Consider the following 19,257-nt stretch of genomic DNA (forward strand, 5'->3'; position numbering starts at 1 on the left):
TCACCTTTCCTCATGCAGGCGAATCATCGCCTCGCGTGACCACGAGGCCATCACCGCCTGCCCCGGCGCAATGCCGCTCAGCAGCGAGACATCGCTGAGGTTGGCCTGGCTGACCAGCAGTTTGGCCCCCTCGGCAAGCTTCAGCTCCAGGCGCGTGGCGGCTCCCTGATACTGAACGGCCTGCACGATACCCTGAACCTGAACCTCACCGCCCTCGTTCAGGCGAATATGTTCCGGGCGCAGGGAATAGATACCTTCCATGCCGCAAATTTTCTGCGCAAGCGCTGCATCAAAGACGTTGGACGTGCCCACAAAACCGGCGACAAACGGCGTGCGCGGACGCATATAGAGATCGCGCGGGGTATCCACCTGCTCGATGCGGCCGTTATTGAATACCGCCACCCGGTCCGACATGGAGAGCGCTTCGCCCTGATCGTGGGTGACGAAAATAAAGGTAATGCCGAGTTCCTGCTGAAGTTTCTTCAGCTCGAATTGCATCTGTTCGCGCAGTTTGAGATCGAGCGCGCCCAGCGGTTCGTCCAGCAGCAGGACGCGCGGTTCATTGACCAGCGCCCGGGCGATGGCGACACGCTGGCGCTGGCCGCCGGAAAGTTGCGAAGGTTTGCGGGCGATGGCAAAGCTCAGCCCCACTTTTTCCAGGGCATCACGCGCCTGGGCATGGCGTTTCTTCTTGTCGACGCCTTTCACCATCAGCCCGTAGGCGACGTTATCGAGGATCGACATATGCGGGAACAGCGCATAATCCTGAAAGACGGTATTTACATCCCGCTCCCATGGCGGTAGCGCGCTCGCCTCTTTGCCGAAAATAGAAATCGTGCCGCCTGACAGCTGTTCAAAACCCGCTATCAGGCGCAGGCAGGTAGTTTTGCCGGAGCCCGAAGGCCCCAGCATGGAGAAAAACTCCCCGTCGCGAATGGCAATGGTCACCCCGTCCACCGCCCGCACATCGCCATACAGCCGGGAAACATTATTAAATTCTACTGCGTACGTCATGTTCTGCTCCCGGGCGATTATCGTCCACCCATGATGGCGATGTAATCCTGCGTCCAGCGGCTGTACGGCACGAATTTGCCACCTTGAGCGGTCGGGGTTTTCCAGAACAGGATTTTGTCGAACTCGTTATAACCGTTTGTTTCACAACCTTTATCACCCAGCAGCGTACTGGCTTTACACCCTTCAGGCACGACGGGCAGTGAGCCGAACCATGCCGCCAGATCGCCCTGCACTTTTGGCGTCAGCGACCAGTTCATCCATTTGTAGGCGCACATCGGGTGTTTTGCCTGGGCGTGGAGCATGGTGGTATCCGCCCAGCCGGTTACCCCTTCTTTCGGGAAGACGGTGGCGATGGGCTGGTTCTCAGCCTTCAGCGCATTTGCCTGATATGGCCAGGCGCTGGAAGCCACAACGCCTTCATTTTTGAAGTCGCTCATCTGGACGGTAGTGTCATGCCAGTAGCGGTGGATCAGGGCATGCTGGTCGCGAAGCACTTTCAGCACCGCGGCATATTGTTCTTCGGTGAGCTGGTAGGGATCGCTGATGCCCAGCTGTGGCTGGGTGGCTTTGACGAACAGCGCCGCATCGGCGATATAAATTGGCCCGTCATATGCCTGCACGCGACCCTGATTGGTTTTACCGTCCGGCAGATCCTGTTTGGTAAAGACCACACTCCAGCTGTCCGGTGGCGTCGGGAAGGTTTTGGTGTTGTACATCAGCAGGTTAGGCCCCCACTGATAGGGTGTACCGTAGACCTTGCCGCCCACGTTAAACCATTCCCCCTTCACAATGCGCGTGTCGAGGGTTTTCCAGTTCGGGATGAGTTCGGGATTTATCGGCTGAACGCGTTTGCCCATGATCAGGCGAAGCGATGCATCGCCTGACGCGGTGACCAGATCGTATCCCCCTTTCGCCATCAGGCTGACCATTTCATCTGACGTGGCCGCCGTTTTCACGTTAACGGCACAACCGGTCTCTTTTTCAAACTGGGTGACCCAGTCATAGTTTTTATCGGTCTGCCCACGCTCGATATAGCCCGGCCAGGCAATAATATCCAGACGACCTTCCCCGTCACCCATCGCCTTAGGTGGTTCTGCGGCGTGCGCTGTCATGATAGTCATGCCGAGCGCGCACAGACTGCTGCGGGCAAATTTTTTGCTCATAAGAATTACTCCTGTCGCAATGAAATTTAGCGGCAGCCGTGCCGTAAAAATATCTCCCTTATTAAACGTAGACCGCGCAATTGCGCCGCACCGTTTGGCTTCAGGAAATTTCATCAAGGTGTGACCGAGGGCGCATTCCCCGTTAACTGGATTATAGACAAGGGGTTAGCGGCGCGAGGCAGTATGCAGATTTCCTATGACCGGGCACTGCGAAATATTCGTAGCGCCGTCATCAGGATAAGAAATGTTTATTTAAATAAGGGGAAAAAGATTATTTCAACATCGTGCTAATTAATTTTCCTAACTGAATCACCGCCTGCTCTTCTCGCTCTCCCCACGCCCAGGAGGTATTAAAACGGAAGAACGGTGTCCATGCGTCAGAGGTGGAAAACATTTTTCCTGGCGCAATGCTGATATGGTGCGTTAAGGCCTTTTCACTTAGCAGCCCGGCATCCAGCTGTGCCGGAAGCTCCAGCCATAAAAAGTAGCCGCTGTCGTTATGGTGAATTTTGACCCCGACGGGCATATGGCGCAGCAGTGACTGCCAGGCTTGCTGTTTTCGCTCAGCGAGCGTTCGTCGCAGGCGGCGAAGATGGGCGTCGTAGCGTTTAGTCGCCAGGTAGTCCACCAGCGCAAGCTGCATAGGGGAGCTGGTCGATAACGTGCTCATCAATTGCAACTGCTGAATGCGTCGCGCATGTTTTCCGGCCGCCACCCAGCCGATACGAAATCCCGCCACCAGACATTTTGAAAAAGAGGAGCAGTGAAGCGTCATGTCGTCCCGATCCCAGGCTTTTGCCGGAAGCGGTTTTTCGCGGCCGAAATAGAGCTCGCTGTATACATCGTCCTCAATCAGGGTGACGTTATGCTTCGTCAGGAGGGCGACCAGACGGGCTTTTTTCTCTGCACTTAGCGTAAAACCAAGTGGATTCTGGCCGTTAGTCATCAGCCAGCAGGCTTTTACCGGATAGTCATTCAGCGCCTGTTCAAGGGCGTTCAGGTCTATCCCCTCCCGGACGTCCGTGGCGACCGACAACGCTTTGAGCTTCAGGCGTTCCAGCGCCTGCAGCGCGCCATAAAAGCAGGGGTTCTCGACAATCACCCAGTCGCCAGGCTCCGTCACCGCCTGCAAACTCAGGTTCAGCGCTTCGAGCGCGCCTGCGGTAATGACAATTTCGTCCGGCGAGATGTTCATCCCCTGCTGCGCATAGCGGCGCGCAATGGCGTGGCGGAGTTCAGCGTTACCCGGCGGCAGGTTTTCAATCACGCTCATCGCAGTCGCCGTTTTGCTGACGTTAGCCAGCGAGCGGTTGAGCTGCTGAAGCGGGAAAAGCCGGGGATCGGGAAAGGCGGATGCGAAAGGAACGACAGACGGATCGCGGCTGGCCTGAAGGACATCGAAGATATAGGTGTTGATATCCACCGCTTCGTCACGCATCACCTGGGCAGGCGGTACAGGCTGGTGCGTGGTCGGGCGGGAGGCAACGTAATAGCCCGATTGTGGCCTGGCGACAATGCGTCCCTGACTTTCCAGCATCTGATACGCGTGGCCAACAGTCATGAAACTCATGCCGCTGCTCGCCACCTGCTCTCGCAGGGAAGGCAGTTTATCGCCCGGCAGCCATACGCCAAGCTCAATTTGCGAGATAATTTGTTGCGCCAGACGCTGGTATTTTTTCATCAGATTCTCCTTATTGCCGACAGTGTATATCAGCAGGAGAAAAAGAGAAGATTTTGCTAACTGTTATGAAAAACCGGGTAGATTACTTACGGTACTCGGTGGTGTGATTCATCGCGGAACGCGCAGCAGCGAGGTGGTCGAGCGTGATCATCGACGATTTGCAAAAAATGCATTTTGCGCCGAATGGGTTTTTCTCAGACACATCAAAGACTGAAGTGCGGTACTGCGAGCCATGACAGCATGGGCAGCGGAAATGGATATAAGAAGTCATAGGATTCTCCTGTTAACGTAAAAACGTAAATTACTAATGGGCCGATTGGGCAATATTGGTTTTAAACAAAACGAATCGGAATGTAGATAAAGACCCAAGAGAGGCTGCGGAGAGGCACAACGTGATGAGAACTGCTTTATAAAACTACGTCAGATATTTTTTTGGACTCAAAACCAGAAATCCATTAACGCATGTTGCTGACGGCAAAGCAAGCGGATTGATGCGTAAAATTCATAAAAATAATTTTTTTATTCCGTAACGGTAATCTATATCAGTTTGTAAAAGCGGGAGTCTGAATCAAACTGTTATGGTTAAAATTCGCTGTTCTGCGTCTGATAGTCCGATCTCTGCGCCTATACCATAACAACACACCGTTTGACATTGAGGCTGTGCATGTTTGGTTTGGATGCTTTTCACCTTGCGCGGATACAGTTTGCCTTTACCGTATCCTTTCACATTATTTTCCCGGCAATCACCATCGGCCTGGCAAGCTATCTTGCCGTGCTCGAAGGATTATGGCTGAAAACAAAAAATCCGGTCTGGCGCTCGCTTTACCATTTCTGGTCGAAGATTTTTGCCGTTAACTTTGGCATGGGCGTAGTCTCCGGCCTGGTCATGGCCTACCAGTTTGGCACCAACTGGAGCGGCTTTTCACAGTTTGCGGGCAGTATTACCGGCCCACTCCTGACCTACGAAGTGCTTACCGCATTCTTCCTTGAGGCCGGTTTCCTCGGCGTGATGCTGTTCGGCTGGAAGAAAGTCGGACCGGGACTGCACTTCTTCTCCACCTGCATGGTGGCGCTGGGGACTATTATCTCCACCTTCTGGATCCTCTCTTCGAATAGCTGGATGCAGACCCCGCAGGGCTATGAGATTGTCAACGGCCAGGTGGTGCCGGTGGACTGGTTCGCTGTGGTGTTCAACCCCTCCTTCCCTTACCGCCTGCTGCATATGTCGATCGCCGCGTTCCTCAGTAGCGCCCTGTTTGTTGGTGCATCCGCAGCATGGCATTTGCTGCGCGGGAATAATAATCCTGCCATACGGGCAATGTTTTCAATGGCACTGTGGATGACGCTGATTGTCGCTCCCCTCCAGGCTATGGTTGGTGATATGCATGGGTTGAATACTTTTAAGCATCAACCCGCCAAAATTGCCGCCATTGAAGGCCACTGGGAAAACCCACCGGGCGAGCCGACCCCGTTGCTGCTGTTTGGCTGGCCTGACATGGAGCAAGAGCGCACCCGCTTTGGTCTGGAGATCCCGGCGCTGGGAAGTCTTATCCTGACGCACAGCCTGGATAAACAGGTCCCTGCCCTTAAGGAGTTCCCGAAAGAAGATCGCCCAAACTCGACCATCGTCTTCTGGTCATTCCGCATCATGGCGGGCTTAGGCATGCTGATGTTGCTGCTTGGGGTGATGGCGCTCTGGTTGCGCTACAAAAAACGCGTTTATTCATCCCGCCCGTTCCTGTGGTTTGCCCTGTTAATGGGCCCATCCGGGCTGATTGCGATTCTGGCAGGCTGGGTCACCACCGAAGTGGGCCGCCAGCCGTGGGTGGTCTATGGACTCCAGCGAACGAAGGATGCGGTATCAGCCCACGGCGATCTGCATATGAGCGTGAGTTTGCTGGCCTTCTTCGTCGTCTACACCTCGGTGTTTGGCGTCGGCTACAGCTATATGGTTCGCCTCATCAAAAAAGGCCCGCAGCCACACGAATCTTTCGCCACCGCGTCCGATGGACGTCCTGCACGCCCGCTTTCAGCCGTCACTACTGAACATAAGGAGCAGCCGTAATGGGTATCGATCTTTCCATTATCTGGTTTGTGATCATCGTCTTTGCCACGCTGATGTATATCGTCATGGACGGCTTTGATCTGGGGATCGGGATGTTGTTCCCCGCAACGCCAAACGCTGACGATCGTGATGTGATGGTCAACAGCGTCGCGCCGGTATGGGACGGCAATGAGACCTGGCTGGTGCTTGGCGGCGCCGCCCTGTTCGGCGCATTCCCGCTGGCGTATGCGGTGATCGTTGATGCCCTCACCATTCCGCTGACATTAATGCTGATCGGACTTATTTTCCGCGGGGTGGCATTCGAGTTTCGTTTTAAAGCCACGCCCGCCCACCGCCCCTTCTGGGATAAAGCGTTTATTGGCGGTTCCATTCTGGCAACGTTTACCCAGGGCGTGACGGTGGGCGCCGTCATTAACGGTTTTACCGTGACAGGCCGAACGTATACGGGTGGTCCGTTTGACTGGTTTACCGCATTTAACCTGTTCTGCGGTGCGGGTCTGATGGTGGCCTACGCGTTGCTGGGATCGACATGGCTGGTAATGAAAAGCGAAAATGCGCTGCAGCAAAGGATGCGGGCGTTATCCAAAACGTTACTGATTATCCTGCTGGCATTTATTGCGGCGATCAGCCTCTGGACGCCGCTTGCCCACCCGGCCATTGCCGCACGCTGGTTTACGCTGCCGAATCTGTTTTATCTGCTGCCGGTTCCTGCGCTGGTCGTGATTTTTAGCCTGTATCAGTGGCGCTGCCTGAATAATCCTGACAGCCATAACCGTCCGTTTATCCTGACGTTAGGGCTAATATTCCTTGGTTTTAGCGGGCTTGGGATCAGCATCTGGCCGCATATTATTCCGCCATCCATCACCTTGTGGCAGGCCGCTGCGCCAACGCAAAGCCAGGGCTTTATGCTGGTGGGTGCACTGTTGGTCATCCCCGTCATTCTGGTCTACACCTTCTGGAGTTACTACGTATTTCGCGGCAAAGTTCAGCATGGGGAGGGTTATCACTGATGCAACAACCGGTCTGGAAAAGAGTGTTGTGGCTGGCCATTATCTGGGGCGGCAGCGTACTGGCGCTGGCTGCGGTCAGTATGCTCTTTCGCATATTGATGACCGCAGCCGGGTTTAAATCTCATTAATCGTCATTCCGGGCAACCGCTGCGTTGCCCGGCTCTCCCCGCACTTTCAGATAAACCCCATTAACGCACGTCAGCGTATCGTTACACTGGTAAAAGATTCACAGTATTTATTATTTGAGAACAAAAATGAAAAAGCTCATTGCGTTAAGTGTTATCAGTCTTGTCCTGACCGGCTGCGTTAATCCGGGCAAAGCGTCCGTTCAGCCAGAGCAGCTGAAGAACCATCGTTTTGTACTGGAAAATGTGGATGGCAAAGCCGTGAAGGGCATGACAACACCACCTGAGATCAGTTTTAACACGCTGCCCGCTTTGAACCTGGTAGATAACATCAGCGTGTCTGGCACGATGTGTAACCGCTTCAACGGACAGGGGAAATTGTCCGAAGGTGAGCTGACAGTGAAAACGCTGGCAATGACGCGCAAACTCTGTACTGAACCGCAGCTTAACGAACTGGATCACACCCTCGGCGACATGCTGCGCAAAGGGGCGCAGGTCGACCTGACGGAAGACCAGTTAACGCTGGCGACCGCCGACAAAACGCTGATGTTTAAACGTGTTGACTGATCAGTAATTACCGCAGCTGCCAACGGCAAGCGACTGTTCACTGCAGCGTTTGCCGTTTGGCAACGCGCACATCCCAATAGCTGAACCATCAAGCTGGCGGGCAACCGACAGCGAGCCGCCAATCATGGCACAGTTGGCTTGTCCTGAGCTGGACATTGACGCTCTCATTCCCGGCGCTACGTGAGCCGCCGTCGCCTGCTGAACAGGCTCACTGCTACATGCCGACAATAATAATGCGGCACACCCAATCAAAAATGCTGAACGCATGCTCTCTCCCCCGTAAATAATGCGAAACCTATGCATAATAGGCATCACCTCCCGTGTCGTCGAGAGCGGATGTGCGTATTTATGCGCTACTGAAACAATTTCTCGCAATTTTTTTACCCTTTAGTTGATCTACTCATTGATGACGAGAATATCGAGGACACAAAAGCGAAAATCGTAAAACCCCCTGTTTGCTAGACTAAAGAGATAATATTCAAGGCTTGTCGTCTTATGACAGGCCCTCTTTTTTGCGCAATGTAAGGGTGTCGTCCTATGCAAACTATTGACGGTAATGGTGCAGTTGCCTCAGTCGCGTTTCGCACCAGCGAAGTTATCGCCATCTACCCGATTACGCCAAGCTCGACCATGGCGGAACAGGCGGATGCCTGGGCGGGAAACGGGGTAAAAAACGTCTGGGGTGATGTCCCGAGAGTGGTTGAAATGCAGTCTGAAGCGGGAGCGATCGCTACGGTTCATGGTGCGCTGCAGACAGGCGCGCTCTCCACGTCGTTTACCTCCTCACAGGGATTGTTGTTGATGATCCCGACGCTGTACAAACTCGCCGGCCAGCTGACCCCCTTCGTCCTGCACGTCGCCGCACGTACCGTTGCGACCCATGCGCTCTCGATCTTTGGCGATCACTCCGACGTGATGGCCGTGCGTCAGACAGGCTGCGCCATGCTCTGCGCCAGCAGCGTTCAGGAAGCACAAGATTTTGCGTTGATTTCGCATATCGCCACGCTTAAAAGCCGCGTGCCGTTTATCCACTTCTTTGATGGTTTCCGCACGTCTCACGAAATCAACAAAATCGTCCCGCTGGCGGACGATACTATCCTGAATCTTTTGCCGCAGGCGGAAATCGACGCGCATCGCGCCCGTGCCCTTAACCCGGAACACCCGGTAATTCGCGGGACATCAGCCAATCCGGACACCTATTTCCAGTCCCGTGAAGCCACGAATCCGTGGTACAACGCGGTTTATGACCACGTCGAGCAGGCAATGAATGATTTTGCCGCCGCGACCGGGCGCACGTACAAGCCGTTCGAATACTACGGCCATCCGCAGGCTGAACGCGTGATTGTGCTAATGGGTTCCGCCATCGGCACCTGTGAAGAGGTGGTTGACGAGCTGCTGACCCGTGGAGAAAAGGTCGGCGTACTTAAAGTGCGTCTGTATCGCCCGTTCTCGGCCAAACATCTGCTCTCTGCCCTGCCGGAAAGCGCGCGTACGGTGGCGGTGCTCGACCGAACCAAAGAGCCTGGGGCGCACGCTGAACCGCTTTACCTGGACGTCATGACCGCCCTGGCAGAAGCCTTTAACCAGGGCGAGCGAGAAACACTTCCGCGGGTGATCGGCGGTCGCTATGGCTTATCCTCCAAAGAGTTCGGGCCGGAGTGCGTGCTGGCGGTATTTAATGAACTGCGGGAAGCAAAACCCAAACCGCGCTTTACGGTGGGTATCTATGATGATGTCACGAACCTGTCCCTGCCGTTGCCGGAAAATACGCTGCCTTCAACCGCCAAACTTGAAGCACTGTTTTACGGCCTGGGCAGCGATGGCAGCGTCTCGGCGACCAAAAATAACATCAAGATCATCGGTAACTCGACCCCGTGGTATGCGCAGGGTTACTTCGTCTACGACTCCAAAAAAGCGGGTGGCCTGACCGTTTCCCACCTGCGCGTCAGCGAGCACCCTATCCGCTCGGCCTACCTGATTTCTCAGGCCGACTTTGTTGGCTGCCACCAGCTGCAGTTTATCGACAAATACCAGATGGCGGAGCGCCTGAAGCCAGGCGGTATTTTCCTCCTCAATACGCCGTATAGCGCGGATGAGGTCTGGGCGCGTCTGCCGCAGGAAGTACAGACGGTCCTGAACCAGAAAAATGCCCGATTCTATGTGGTCAACGCGGCAAAAATTGCCCGCGAATGTGGCCTGGCTGCACGTATCAATACCGTGATGCAGATGGCCTTCTTCCATCTGACCCAAATCCTGCCGGGCGACAGCGCACTGGTAGAGTTGCAGGGCGCGATCGCCAAAAGCTACAGCAGCAAGGGACAGGAGCTGGTAGAGCGTAACTGGCAGGCGCTGGCGCTGGCGCGCGAGTCGCTGTCCGAGGTGCCGCTGCAGCCGGTGAATGACGCCAGTCCGAACCGTCCTCCGGTGGTCTCTGATGCGGCGCCTGATTTCGTTAAGACCGTAACGGCAGCCATGCTGGCCGGGCTGGGTGACGCCCTGCCCGTCTCCGCGCTGCCGCCTGATGGAACCTGGCCGATGGGTACCACGCGCTGGGAAAAGCGCAATATCGCCGAAGAAATCCCGATCTGGAAAGAAGAGCTATGCACGCAATGCAACCACTGCGTCGCGGCCTGCCCGCACTCGGCCATTCGTGCCAAGGTCGTGTCACCGGAAGCGATGGAAGACGCACCGGCCAGCCTGCACTCGCTGGATGTAAAATCCCGCGATATGCGCGGACAGAAATACGTTCTGCAGGTCGCGCCGGAGGATTGCACCGGCTGTAACCTCTGCGTTGAGGTCTGCCCGGCGAAAGACAGGCAGAACCCGGACATTAAAGCAATCAACATGATGTCGCGCCTGGAGCACGTTGAAGAAGAGAAAGAGAACTATGACTTCTTCCTGAATCTGCCGGAAATCGATCGCAGCAAACTGGAACGGATTGATATTCGGACTTCGCAGCTCATCACGCCGCTGTTCGAATACTCTGGTGCCTGTTCCGGCTGCGGTGAAACGCCGTATATCAAGCTGCTTACTCAGTTGTATGGCGACCGGATGTTGATTGCTAACGCCACCGGCTGCTCGTCCATCTACGGCGGTAATTTGCCCTCTACGCCTTATACCACCGATGAAAAGGGTCGCGGTCCGGCCTGGGCAAACTCACTATTTGAGGATAACGCCGAGTTTGGCCTGGGCTTCCGCCTCACCGTTGATCAACACCGCGCGCGAGTGATGCGCTTGCTGGAGCAGTTCGCCGGGCAAATTCCTGCCGAACTGAATGCCGCGCTTCACGCCGAAGCGACACCCGACGTGCGTCGCGAGCAGGTGGCAGCGTTGCGTCACGCCCTTCAGGGGGTCGCGGGTGCAGAGCAGTTGCTGACCGACGCTGACGCGCTGGTCGAAAAATCCATCTGGTTGATTGGCGGCGACGGCTGGGCTTACGACATCGGCTTTGGCGGGCTGGATCACGTCCTGAGCCTCACCGAAAACGTCAACATCCTGGTTCTGGATACGCAGTGTTATTCCAATACGGGTGGGCAGGCGTCGAAAGCCACACCGCTGGGCGCCGTCACGAAATTTGGTGAACACGGTAAGCGCAAAGCACGCAAGGATCTCGGCGTGAGTATGATGATGTACGGCCACGTTTACGTCGCGCAAATCTCGCTCGGCGCGCAGCTTAACCAGACGGTGAAAGCGATTCAGGAAGCAGAAGCCTATCCCGGCCCATCGCTGATCATTGCCTACAGCCCGTGCGAAGAGCATGGCTACGATCTGGCGCTCAGCCACGATCAGATGCGTCAACTGACGGCGACCGGCTTCTGGCCGCTGTACCGGTTCGATCCACGCCGTGCGGACGAGGGTAAATTACCGCTGGCGCTGGATTCGCGTCCGCCGTCAGATGCGCTGGCAGAGACGCTGATGCAGGAGCAGCGCTTCCGTCGCCTCAATGCGCAACAGCCTGAGGTGGCGGAACAACTCTGGAAAGACGCCGCCGCCGATCTGCAAAAACGGTATGACTTCCTGGCACAGCTGGCCGGGAAGGCCGAAAAATCAGCCAGCGACTAACGCCACTGCCCGGCTCGTCCGGGCTTTTTTTTGTCATAAAAAAAGCCCGATGCTTTCACATCGGGCTAATCCAGATAATCAATGAATATCTTTTAGCTACCTAAATAACATTCATGTGAATTATGGATAAATAATCTTAAAGGCATATAACGACGGAAAGACTACCTGAACTGGCGACTCATTAAAAATTTTTATTTGTTATGGTATAACCTTAATTATTCACCAAACAAATGATCATTACCGTGGTTTAATTCAGTTTAGATTTAACTCAATTCGTAACAATTATATTTTATTACTCTTCTGCGGAGTGTTTTAGCATGAGACCACTTTCTTATTTGGAAAGTTCAACAGGTAATTAAATAAAAACAACCGCAAAGGAATACCAAAATGCAAAGAAAAGTACTGGCTCTGATGATTCCGGCTCTGTTAATGGCTGGCGCAGCACATGCGGCAGAAATTTATAATAAAGATGGCAACAAATTAGACCTGTACGGAAAAGTAGACGGCCTGCACTACTTCTCTGATGACGCCTCTAAAGATGGCGACCAAACCTACATGCGTCTGGGTTTCAAGGGTGAGACGCAGATCAATGACATGATGACCGGCTACGCCCAGTGGGAGTACAACATTCAGGCTAATAACACTGAAGGGTCTGATAACCAGTCCTGGACGCGTCTGGCCTTCGCCGGTGTAAAAGTGGGTGACTACGGCTCGTTCGATTATGGCCGTAACTATGGCGTGCTGTACGACGTGGAAGGCTGGACCGATATGCTCCCTGAATTCGGCGGCGACTCTTACACCAATGCGGATAATTTTATGACTGGCCGTGCGAACGGCGTCGCAACCTATCGTAACACCGACTTCTACGGTCTGGTGCCGGGTCTGAACTTTGCGCTGCAGTATCAGGGCAAAAATGAAGATGCCAGCAACAACCAGGAAGGCACCAATAATGGCCGCGACACGCGTCATGAGAACGGTGACGGCTTCGGTATTTCGACCACCTACGACCTTGGCATGGGCATCAGCGCCGGTGCTGCGTACACCTCTTCTGACCGTACCAACGACCAGGTGACGAATACCACTGCGGGCGGTGATAAAGCAGATGCCTGGACGGCAGGCCTGAAATATGATGCCAATAATATCTATCTGGCGGCGATGTATTCTGAAACCCGCAACATGACCCCGTATGGTGATAATACCGACGCCGTGGCGAACAAAACCCAGAACTTTGAAGTGACTGCGCAGTACCAGTTCGATTTCGGTCTGCGTCCGGCCATTTCTTATTTGCAGTCTAAAGGTAAAGACCTGGCCAACGGTCAGGGCGATCAGGACCTGGTTAAATATGCGGATGTAGGCGCTACCTACTATTTCAACAAGAACATGTCCACCTACGTTGATTACAAAATCAACCTGCTGGATGAAGATGATAACTTCTACAAAGACAACGGCATCAGCACCGATGATGTCGTCGCGTTAGGTCTAGTTTACCAGTTCTGATGATCAGAGCCCGCGAAATGCGGGCTTTTTTTTGAATGCCATCACAAATGGTAGCTTCAGAAAGGTTTTGGTTGAGGCTAAGTTGAGAGAAAGCAGGTTAGACTGCGCAGATAGCCCTTTCTTCATTAAGGACAACTGCGTTGTTTGCTCGTCTATCCTTAACCGTACTGACTCTTTTAGCCTGTTTGTGGATGGCGTTGATTTTTGATTTCCGCGATATTGTCGGACATCTCGGTGCGTTGTTGACCCGACTGGAAGGCGGTTAATCCTGCCCATGCAGTAATTAGCTTTTATGGGTCTCTCTTTTGCGAAACGAGAGATAACCAAACACCCCACTTTCGCCGTCCTTCGGATGGTTGACGCCGTCCATTACCGTCACTTCGGGGAAATCAAACGGCGAGACATTTTCAATACAGGACACATTCACGCCGTATTCATTAGGGTTAGAGCGACGCTGATGGAACGTATATATTCCGCAGACTGAGCAAAAGAAATGCCGCGCCGTCCCGGTGTGAAAACGGTACTCCGTCAGCTTGTCCTCGCCTTTGGTTACGGTAATTCCCGATAACGGAGCAGAAACCGCGACTGCGCCCCGCATACGACAAAAAGAGCAGCTGCAGCGCCGCGCGGTGTTAAAGCCATCAGAGAGTTCGACCGTAAAGGCTACCGCGCCACAATGGCACTGCGCATGACGTACTTCAGCCATCGTTATACCCCTTTTCTCACCAGCTGAGCGGCTTTAACGAAAACCTCATCTTCGACACCATCGCCTTTCTGCCTGCCCAGCCTGACCAGTTCATCCACTATGCTGTCGCGATCGATCGGTCTCTGTGCGGAAACCAGTCCAATAACAGCGGCGCCGATCGCCAGCCCCACTAATCCTGTTTGTTCGTCTTTGTTCTTCATCTTCATGCTCCTGATACAACAAACAAGCGTAGCAGGATTTTAAAAACGCGGCGTCAGACCGTATTTGGGCGTTTTGATATTTGCCGCCCAAATCTTGATATCATTTTGCAGGAGTAGCGTGAAATCGGATTTTAGATAGGTCACCAGGCTATTGACGCTGTTCGCATCCACCACGGAGAAATGGTCTATTCTGTTCTGTCCAACCTGAACACAGCGATATTTTGCGGCCAGCACTTTGCCATTCACATTAAGCTGCTGGTTATTATCATCGCAACGGCCTTCAGTGATGTACGACACCACCAGATTTGCGGATTTACGCTCAGGCTGGAATATGCTCACCATGACAGGAAAACCGTCCGAGGTCTGCGTCATGTCATAGAGAACGGCATTTTTTATATACCAGGTATTATATTCCCGCTCCTGAAACGCTGACCAGCCAGGCGCAGAGAAAAACACCAGTGCTGCCAGTGCAATAGATTTTCTATTCATGGGATGCTGTCGTCCGTGTTGTTGCACGTATTATTCAGATTGTGCAAAAAACAGCAACCCACCAGGAATTGGCCTACTACTTTTGGCAGTAGGCCCGTTTCACGTTATTCAGATGCGTTCTCACCCGTCGCTGTCAGCCCGACACGCTGACCATATGAGAGCTCTAAGGTATTTCCGTCAGGATCGGCAAAGAATACGTAATACCCGACGGGATCACCCAGATCCTCCGGTGCTTTACGTAATACCCCTTCCTCAGTAGCCATCGCCGTTTTTCTGTCAATTTCTTCACGCGTCGCGCAGGCAATCCCAAGGTGGCCAAAATTCCCCAGCGGCGTATCGGTCACGTTGTCTGCCTGCACCAGAACCAGCGCAAAAGGTCGGGTGTGGTCAGTCAACCATGCCACTTTTCGGGCATCAGGAAGACCGGGTTCACGCGAATGAATAACGTCCATCCCGGCGTATCGGCGATAGAACGTGATGCTTTTTTCCAGGTCCCTGACCATAAACGCAACATGCGTGAAGCCTACATCGATGTCTTTCATTTTAAGTTGTTACTCCTGTATCAACATGTCGAAGACATCTTAAAAGCTCAAGTTAACTTGAGGTCAACGGGAATGTGTGCGGTCCTGACAACGCTCAATAAGGGGTAAAAGGAGAGAAATAATACAGCGCCATCATGGCTGAGAGACTCACCACAACACTGATCCAAAACCAGGTTTTGAACGGCTGCTTTTGCGTTTTATGGCGAAAGAGTTGTTGACCCAAAATCGCGCCAGGCCACCCTCCCACAACACCGTACAGGAGTAACGTGGTTTCCGGCACCCTGCGCATCCCTTTCCGTGCTGCCGTTTTATCGGCGCCATAAATGACCACCGTCAGCACATTGATCAGCAGGAACCACACGGCAAAGGAAGACGAGGAGAAAAAGCTGCCGATCGCAGCGACAAGCAGGAGCAAAAAACAAAAACGATTGAGCGTCATAGGAACGGCCACTGAACTGTCAGGCGGATTGAAAAAGGCATTATACGCCAGCGACAGGCAACCGCGAAAAAACGTCCCTGCGAGAAAAAGGACTCGCAGGGAAAGCGTTTACGGCGTGACGATATTAAACCAGAAATCAAATTTATCCATATACCCGAGCATCGCGTCGAGTTTCGCACCATCACCTGAAATCTTCACATCGCCGTTCTCCTCAGCCTGCTTGAGGGTGACCTCTTGCAGAATGATTTTGTTCAGCGTATCTCGATTAAGGGTCACAGTGGCATCGGCGTCTTTCGCCTCGGCGTTAGCCGTGTGGTTGAGTACCCCATTTTCAAGCTCAAGCTTATATTTACCGCCGTCGCTACCCAGATCGATATTAAACACTGATTTGGCATCACCGGCTTTCTGGCCGTTGATATGTACAGCCAGGTAATCGAAGAACATCTCTGGCGTCATAGCACGCACGGTATCCGGGCTGGCGGTATTTGGCGTTGGTCCCTTCACTACGCCGTTACGCAGCTCCTGCGCGCCTGTCAGGTAGAAGTTACGCCATGGCCCCGATTCAGCCTGGTAACCGAGCTGCTCCAGCGCATCCGCTTCAAGGTTACGCGCGGCCTGGTTATTCGGGTCAGCAAAAACGACTTTACTCACGACCTGTGCAACCCAACGGTAGTTCCCCTGTTCAAAGTCGGTTTTCGCTTTACTTAAAATGGCATCCGCACCGCCCATATACTCGACGAATTTCTTCGCGCCTTCTTCAGGCGGCAGTTCATCCAGGGTCGCCGGATTGCCATCGAACCAGCCAAGATAAAGTACATAGGTGGCTTTCACATCATGACTGACCGAGCCGTAGTAACCGCGGTTAGCCCACGTGTGTGCCAGTGAATCCGGCAGCTTGAAGTTTGCGGCTATTTCATCCCGCGTCAGCCCCTCGTTGGCCATCCGAAGTGTCTGGTCGTTGATGTAACGATAGAGGTCACGCTGGCTTTTCAGCAGTTTGACCACGTTTTCGTTGCCCCAGGTCGGCCAGTGGTGTTGCGCCATAATAATTTCAGCTTTATCACCCCAGCGCACAATTGCCTGGTTGATGTATTTCGACCACGGCAACGGTTCACGTATTTTCGCGCCGCGGAGCGAATAGGTATTGTGCAGGGTATGAGTGACATCCTCAGCTGACTCGATAAGTTTCTTCTCTTCGATATACCAGAGCATTTCCGAGGGTGCTTCAGAACCGGGCGCGAGCATAAAGTCATAGGTCAGCCCATCGATGACCTCTTTCTGACCATCTTTCTCAACGATATTCGTCGGCGCAATCAGCGTAACCGTGCCCGCTGAAGTCGTAGTCCCAAGCCCTGCCCCTACCTGTCCTTTGGCGTCTGGCTTCAGCAGGTTGCCGTACATGTAGCTGGCACGACGACTCATGACATTACCCGCCATGATGTTTTCCGCAACGGCGGCTTCCATAAACCCTGAAGGCGCATAAACTTTGACCTTGCCGGCTTTCACATCCGCTTCATCAACCACCCCTCGCACGCCGCCGTAGTGGTCAACATGGCTGTGGGTATAAATGATGGCAACGACCGGTTTCTTGCCGCGATTTTTAAAGTAAAGATCCATACCGACTTTTGCTGTTTCTGCCGAAACCAGCGGATCGACCACGGTAATACCTTCTTTACCTTCAATAATGGTCATATTTGACAGGTCAAGATTTCGAATCTGATAAACGCCTTCAGTGACTTCAAATAAACCACTAATATTGATCAGCTGAGATTGACGCCATAAACTCGGGTTAACCGTATCAGGAGCTTTATCACCTTCTTTAATAAAAGAATATTGTTGCGGATTCCAGATGGTATTTCCTTGCTCCCCCTTGATAATCTCCTGAGGAAGTGGAGCGATGAATCCTTTATGAGCATTGGTGAAATCGGTGTTGTCAGAGAAAGGAAGTTGATTATACAAGGCATTGTTAGCTTGTTGCGTCGGTGCCGTAGCATCTTTCGGTGCCTCAACAGCTCTGAGGGGAAGGCTGATTGAGCCGAGAATGCCCGCTAAAGCAAGGCTTCTTACTATCATGTTGAATTTCATCAAAACCTCTCGATGTTCTGCTAAATCACAGGTAGGGATGTATTAATAAGAGCTTAATGAAAGGAAACATGAATAAATATAATGGGTGTTTGATAATCAGCAAGCGGAGTGCTGGAAATTAACGCACTGTATTTACTCTGAAATGAACCAGGTAAAACTGCCAATACCGTAAATTACTCGCAAAGGACTGTTAATAATTTATAACAACTCGAAAAAAATGAGCGGAAGCCTGAATATCCATATTTCATATATGGTTTTAATCATCAGGCTCCACCCTCACCCTCAAATTCAATCTTTTGGCTTCCACATAATCACTGAATCTGGCTTCAAGTCGTTTTGTAGGTCTCTGTTGACAGTGCCTACGCCAGCATCCCTTTGCTGCTTGTCAGGTTAATTCTGACAACGCATTCCCTAAGCATATTGAATTCGTCGCAGTAATCCGTACCATACGCGGCATGCCTGTGCCTGCTGGCTTTTATCTGCCAGCGCTAACCCGTCTTTCATTGTCAGTCAGAGGGGCTTGAAAACGCGCAAAGGGTTTACGAAATTTACGGGGCAGGATAGTGGAAATGAGCCAGAATCAGATCGTCATGCCGAATACACGACTGCCGGTTTGGAATGAGGTTTGCCCCTATGGTGCCCCTGACGCCTCCCGAGACAAATAAAAATGCAAGAAATTCAATCGAATACCAAGAAAGAGCAATACAACCTGAACAAACTGCAAAAGCGTCTGCGCCGTAACGTGGGCGAAGCCATTGCAGACTTCAACATGATTGAAGAAGGCGACCGCATCATGGTTTGCCTGTCAGGGGGTAAAGATAGCTACACCATGCTGGAGATCCTGCGCAATCTTCAGCAAAGCGCGCCGGTTAATTTTTCGCTGGTAGCGGTCAACCTTGACCAGAAACAGCCGGGCTTCCCTGAGCACATCCTGCCGGAATACCTGGAAAATCTGGGCGTTGAGTACAAGATCGTCGAAGAAAATACCTACGGCATTGTGAAAGAGAAGATCCCGGAAGGGAAAACGACCTGCTCGCTTTGCTCCCGTCTGCGCCGTGGCATTCTCTATCGTACCGCGACGGAACTGGGTGCGACCAAAATTGCGCTGGGCCATCACCGCGATGATATCCTGCAGACGCTGTTCCTGAATATGTTCTACGGCGGCAAGATGAAAGGCATGCCGCCTAAACTGATGAGCGATGACGGCAAGCACATTGTGATCCGCCCTCTTGCCTACTGCCGCGAAAAAGACATTGAGCGTTTTTCACAGGCGAAAGGGTTCCCGATCATTCCATGTAACCTGTGCGGCTCTCAGCCAAACCTGCAGCGTCAGGTGATTGGCGACATGCTGCGCGACTGGGACAAACGTTACCCGGGTCGCATCGAAACCATGTTCAGTGCGATGCAAAACGTGGTCCCTTCACACCTGGCGGACGTTGAGCTGTTTGACTTCAAAGGTATTAACCACGAATCAGAAGTGGTGAATGGCGGTGACCTGGCATTTGACCGGGAAGAGATCCCCATGCAGCCTGCGGGCTGGCAGCCGGAAGACGATGATAACCAACTGGACGAACTGCGTCTGAACGTGCTGGAAGTGAAGTAATCGGTTAGC

At 53.0% G+C, this 19,257-nt stretch carries 19 protein-coding genes and 1 pseudogene; 9 read left to right on the plus strand and 11 right to left on the minus strand.

Going from position 1 to position 19,257, the window contains the following annotated elements:
* The 4 genes from ABFI50_RS20825 to ABFI50_RS20840 form a co-directional block, all read right to left on the minus strand.
* Positions 1-1,014 carry an ABC transporter ATP-binding protein gene (locus ABFI50_RS20825; protein WP_014883960.1) on the minus strand — a complete coding sequence of 338 codons (1,014 nt, stop codon included), beginning with the start codon at positions 1,012-1,014 and terminating at the stop codon, positions 1-3.
* 17 nt (positions 1,015-1,031) lie between these two features.
* Complete coding sequence (gene ydcS / locus ABFI50_RS20830; RefSeq protein ID WP_023330505.1) at positions 1,032-2,177, minus strand: putative ABC transporter substrate-binding protein YdcS; 1,146 nt, start codon at positions 2,175-2,177, stop codon at positions 1,032-1,034.
* 271 nt (positions 2,178-2,448) lie between these two features.
* A complete protein-coding gene (locus tag ABFI50_RS20835) occupies positions 2,449-3,858 on the minus strand; it encodes a PLP-dependent aminotransferase family protein (protein WP_023330506.1) in 1,410 nt (469 codons plus the stop codon).
* A gap of 82 nt (positions 3,859-3,940) precedes the next feature.
* Entirely contained in the window at positions 3,941-4,129 is a 189-nt protein-coding gene (locus ABFI50_RS20840; protein ID WP_023330507.1) for a hypothetical protein, read from the minus strand.
* A 393-nt stretch (positions 4,130-4,522) separates the two neighbouring features.
* Here ABFI50_RS20840 and ABFI50_RS20845 point away from each other — a divergent pair, with 393 nt between their 5' ends.
* The 4 genes from ABFI50_RS20845 to hslJ all read left to right on the plus strand — a co-directional run bounded on the left by ABFI50_RS20845 (position 4,523) and on the right by hslJ (position 7,625).
* A complete protein-coding gene (locus ABFI50_RS20845) occupies positions 4,523-5,923 on the plus strand; it encodes a cytochrome ubiquinol oxidase subunit I (protein WP_063666448.1) in 1,401 nt (466 codons plus the stop codon).
* Positions 5,923-6,933 carry a cytochrome d ubiquinol oxidase subunit II gene (cydB, locus tag ABFI50_RS20850; protein ID WP_063666445.1) on the plus strand — a complete coding sequence of 337 codons (1,011 nt, stop codon included), beginning with the start codon at positions 5,923-5,925 and terminating at the stop codon, positions 6,931-6,933. The genes ABFI50_RS20845 and cydB overlap by 1 nt, the downstream gene beginning before the upstream one ends.
* Positions 6,933-7,061, plus strand: coding sequence for a DUF2474 domain-containing protein (locus tag ABFI50_RS20855; RefSeq protein ID WP_023330509.1), 129 nt, complete (start codon positions 6,933-6,935; stop codon positions 7,059-7,061). Before cydB ends, ABFI50_RS20855 begins: the two co-directional genes overlap by 1 nt.
* A 126-nt stretch (positions 7,062-7,187) precedes the next feature.
* On the plus strand, positions 7,188-7,625 hold the full coding sequence (gene hslJ, locus ABFI50_RS20860; protein WP_063666442.1) for a heat shock protein HslJ: 438 nt from the start codon (positions 7,188-7,190) through the stop codon (positions 7,623-7,625).
* Here hslJ and ABFI50_RS20865 read toward each other — a convergent pair whose 3' ends face one another.
* Entirely contained in the window at positions 7,626-7,892 is a 267-nt protein-coding gene (locus tag ABFI50_RS20865; protein WP_023330510.1) for a DUF333 domain-containing protein, read from the minus strand. It lies immediately after the preceding gene.
* 270 nt (positions 7,893-8,162) lie between these two features.
* On the opposite strand from ABFI50_RS20865, the gene nifJ reads away from it, so the two are divergent.
* From nifJ to ABFI50_RS20880, 3 genes are all read left to right on the plus strand, one after another.
* Positions 8,163-11,687, plus strand: coding sequence for a pyruvate:ferredoxin (flavodoxin) oxidoreductase (gene nifJ, locus ABFI50_RS20870; RefSeq protein ID WP_347484988.1), 3,525 nt, complete (start codon positions 8,163-8,165; stop codon positions 11,685-11,687).
* 387 nt (positions 11,688-12,074) lie between these two features.
* Positions 12,075-13,184, plus strand: a complete 1,110-nt coding sequence (gene ompC, locus ABFI50_RS20875) for a porin OmpC (protein ID WP_014883973.1) — start codon at positions 12,075-12,077, stop codon at positions 13,182-13,184.
* Positions 13,185-13,324: 140 nt separating this feature from the next.
* A complete protein-coding gene (locus ABFI50_RS20880) occupies positions 13,325-13,450 on the plus strand; it encodes a hypothetical protein (protein WP_255199877.1) in 126 nt (41 codons plus the stop codon).
* A gap of 17 nt (positions 13,451-13,467) precedes the next feature.
* On the opposite strand, the gene ABFI50_RS20885 is transcribed toward ABFI50_RS20880, so the two are convergent.
* The 6 genes from ABFI50_RS20885 to ABFI50_RS20910 all read right to left on the minus strand — a co-directional run bounded on the left by ABFI50_RS20885 (position 13,468) and on the right by ABFI50_RS20910 (position 17,645).
* On the minus strand, positions 13,468-13,890 hold the full coding sequence (locus tag ABFI50_RS20885; RefSeq protein ID WP_014883974.1) for a GFA family protein: 423 nt from the start codon (positions 13,888-13,890) through the stop codon (positions 13,468-13,470).
* Positions 13,891-13,892: 2 nt separating this feature from the next.
* Positions 13,893-14,090 (minus strand): hypothetical protein, encoded by a 198-nt coding sequence (locus ABFI50_RS20890; RefSeq protein WP_014883975.1) that lies wholly within the window; start codon positions 14,088-14,090, stop codon positions 13,893-13,895.
* Positions 14,091-14,129: 39 nt separating this feature from the next.
* Positions 14,130-14,579 carry a hypothetical protein gene (locus ABFI50_RS20895; RefSeq protein ID WP_014883976.1) on the minus strand — a complete coding sequence of 150 codons (450 nt, stop codon included), beginning with the start codon at positions 14,577-14,579 and terminating at the stop codon, positions 14,130-14,132.
* Positions 14,580-14,683: 104 nt separating this feature from the next.
* Positions 14,684-15,121: a VOC family protein gene (locus ABFI50_RS20900; RefSeq protein WP_045135219.1), complete on the minus strand. Its 438-nt coding sequence runs from the start codon at positions 15,119-15,121 to the stop codon at positions 14,684-14,686.
* A gap of 94 nt (positions 15,122-15,215) precedes the next feature.
* Complete coding sequence (locus ABFI50_RS20905) at positions 15,216-15,560, minus strand: DUF1294 domain-containing protein (protein WP_014883978.1); 345 nt, start codon at positions 15,558-15,560, stop codon at positions 15,216-15,218.
* A gap of 108 nt (positions 15,561-15,668) precedes the next feature.
* Positions 15,669-17,645, minus strand: a complete 1,977-nt coding sequence (locus ABFI50_RS20910; RefSeq protein ID WP_347484991.1) for an alkyl sulfatase dimerization domain-containing protein — start codon at positions 17,643-17,645, stop codon at positions 15,669-15,671.
* Positions 17,646-18,069: 424 nt separating this feature from the next.
* Between ABFI50_RS20910 and ABFI50_RS20915 the strand changes: the two are divergent.
* Positions 18,070-18,310, plus strand: a pseudogene (locus ABFI50_RS20915) (site-specific integrase); the annotation flags it as partial.
* Between the two features lie 2 nt (positions 18,311-18,312).
* Positions 18,313-19,248 (plus strand): tRNA 2-thiocytidine(32) synthetase TtcA, encoded by a 936-nt coding sequence (gene ttcA / locus ABFI50_RS20920; protein WP_047625571.1) that lies wholly within the window; start codon positions 18,313-18,315, stop codon positions 19,246-19,248.
* The last annotated feature ends 9 nt before the right edge of the window (positions 19,249-19,257 follow it).

This window comes from Enterobacter sp. HNDS-6 (assembly GCF_039850505.1).
GTDB classification, from domain to species: Bacteria; Pseudomonadota; Gammaproteobacteria; order Enterobacterales; family Enterobacteriaceae; genus Enterobacter; species Enterobacter kobei.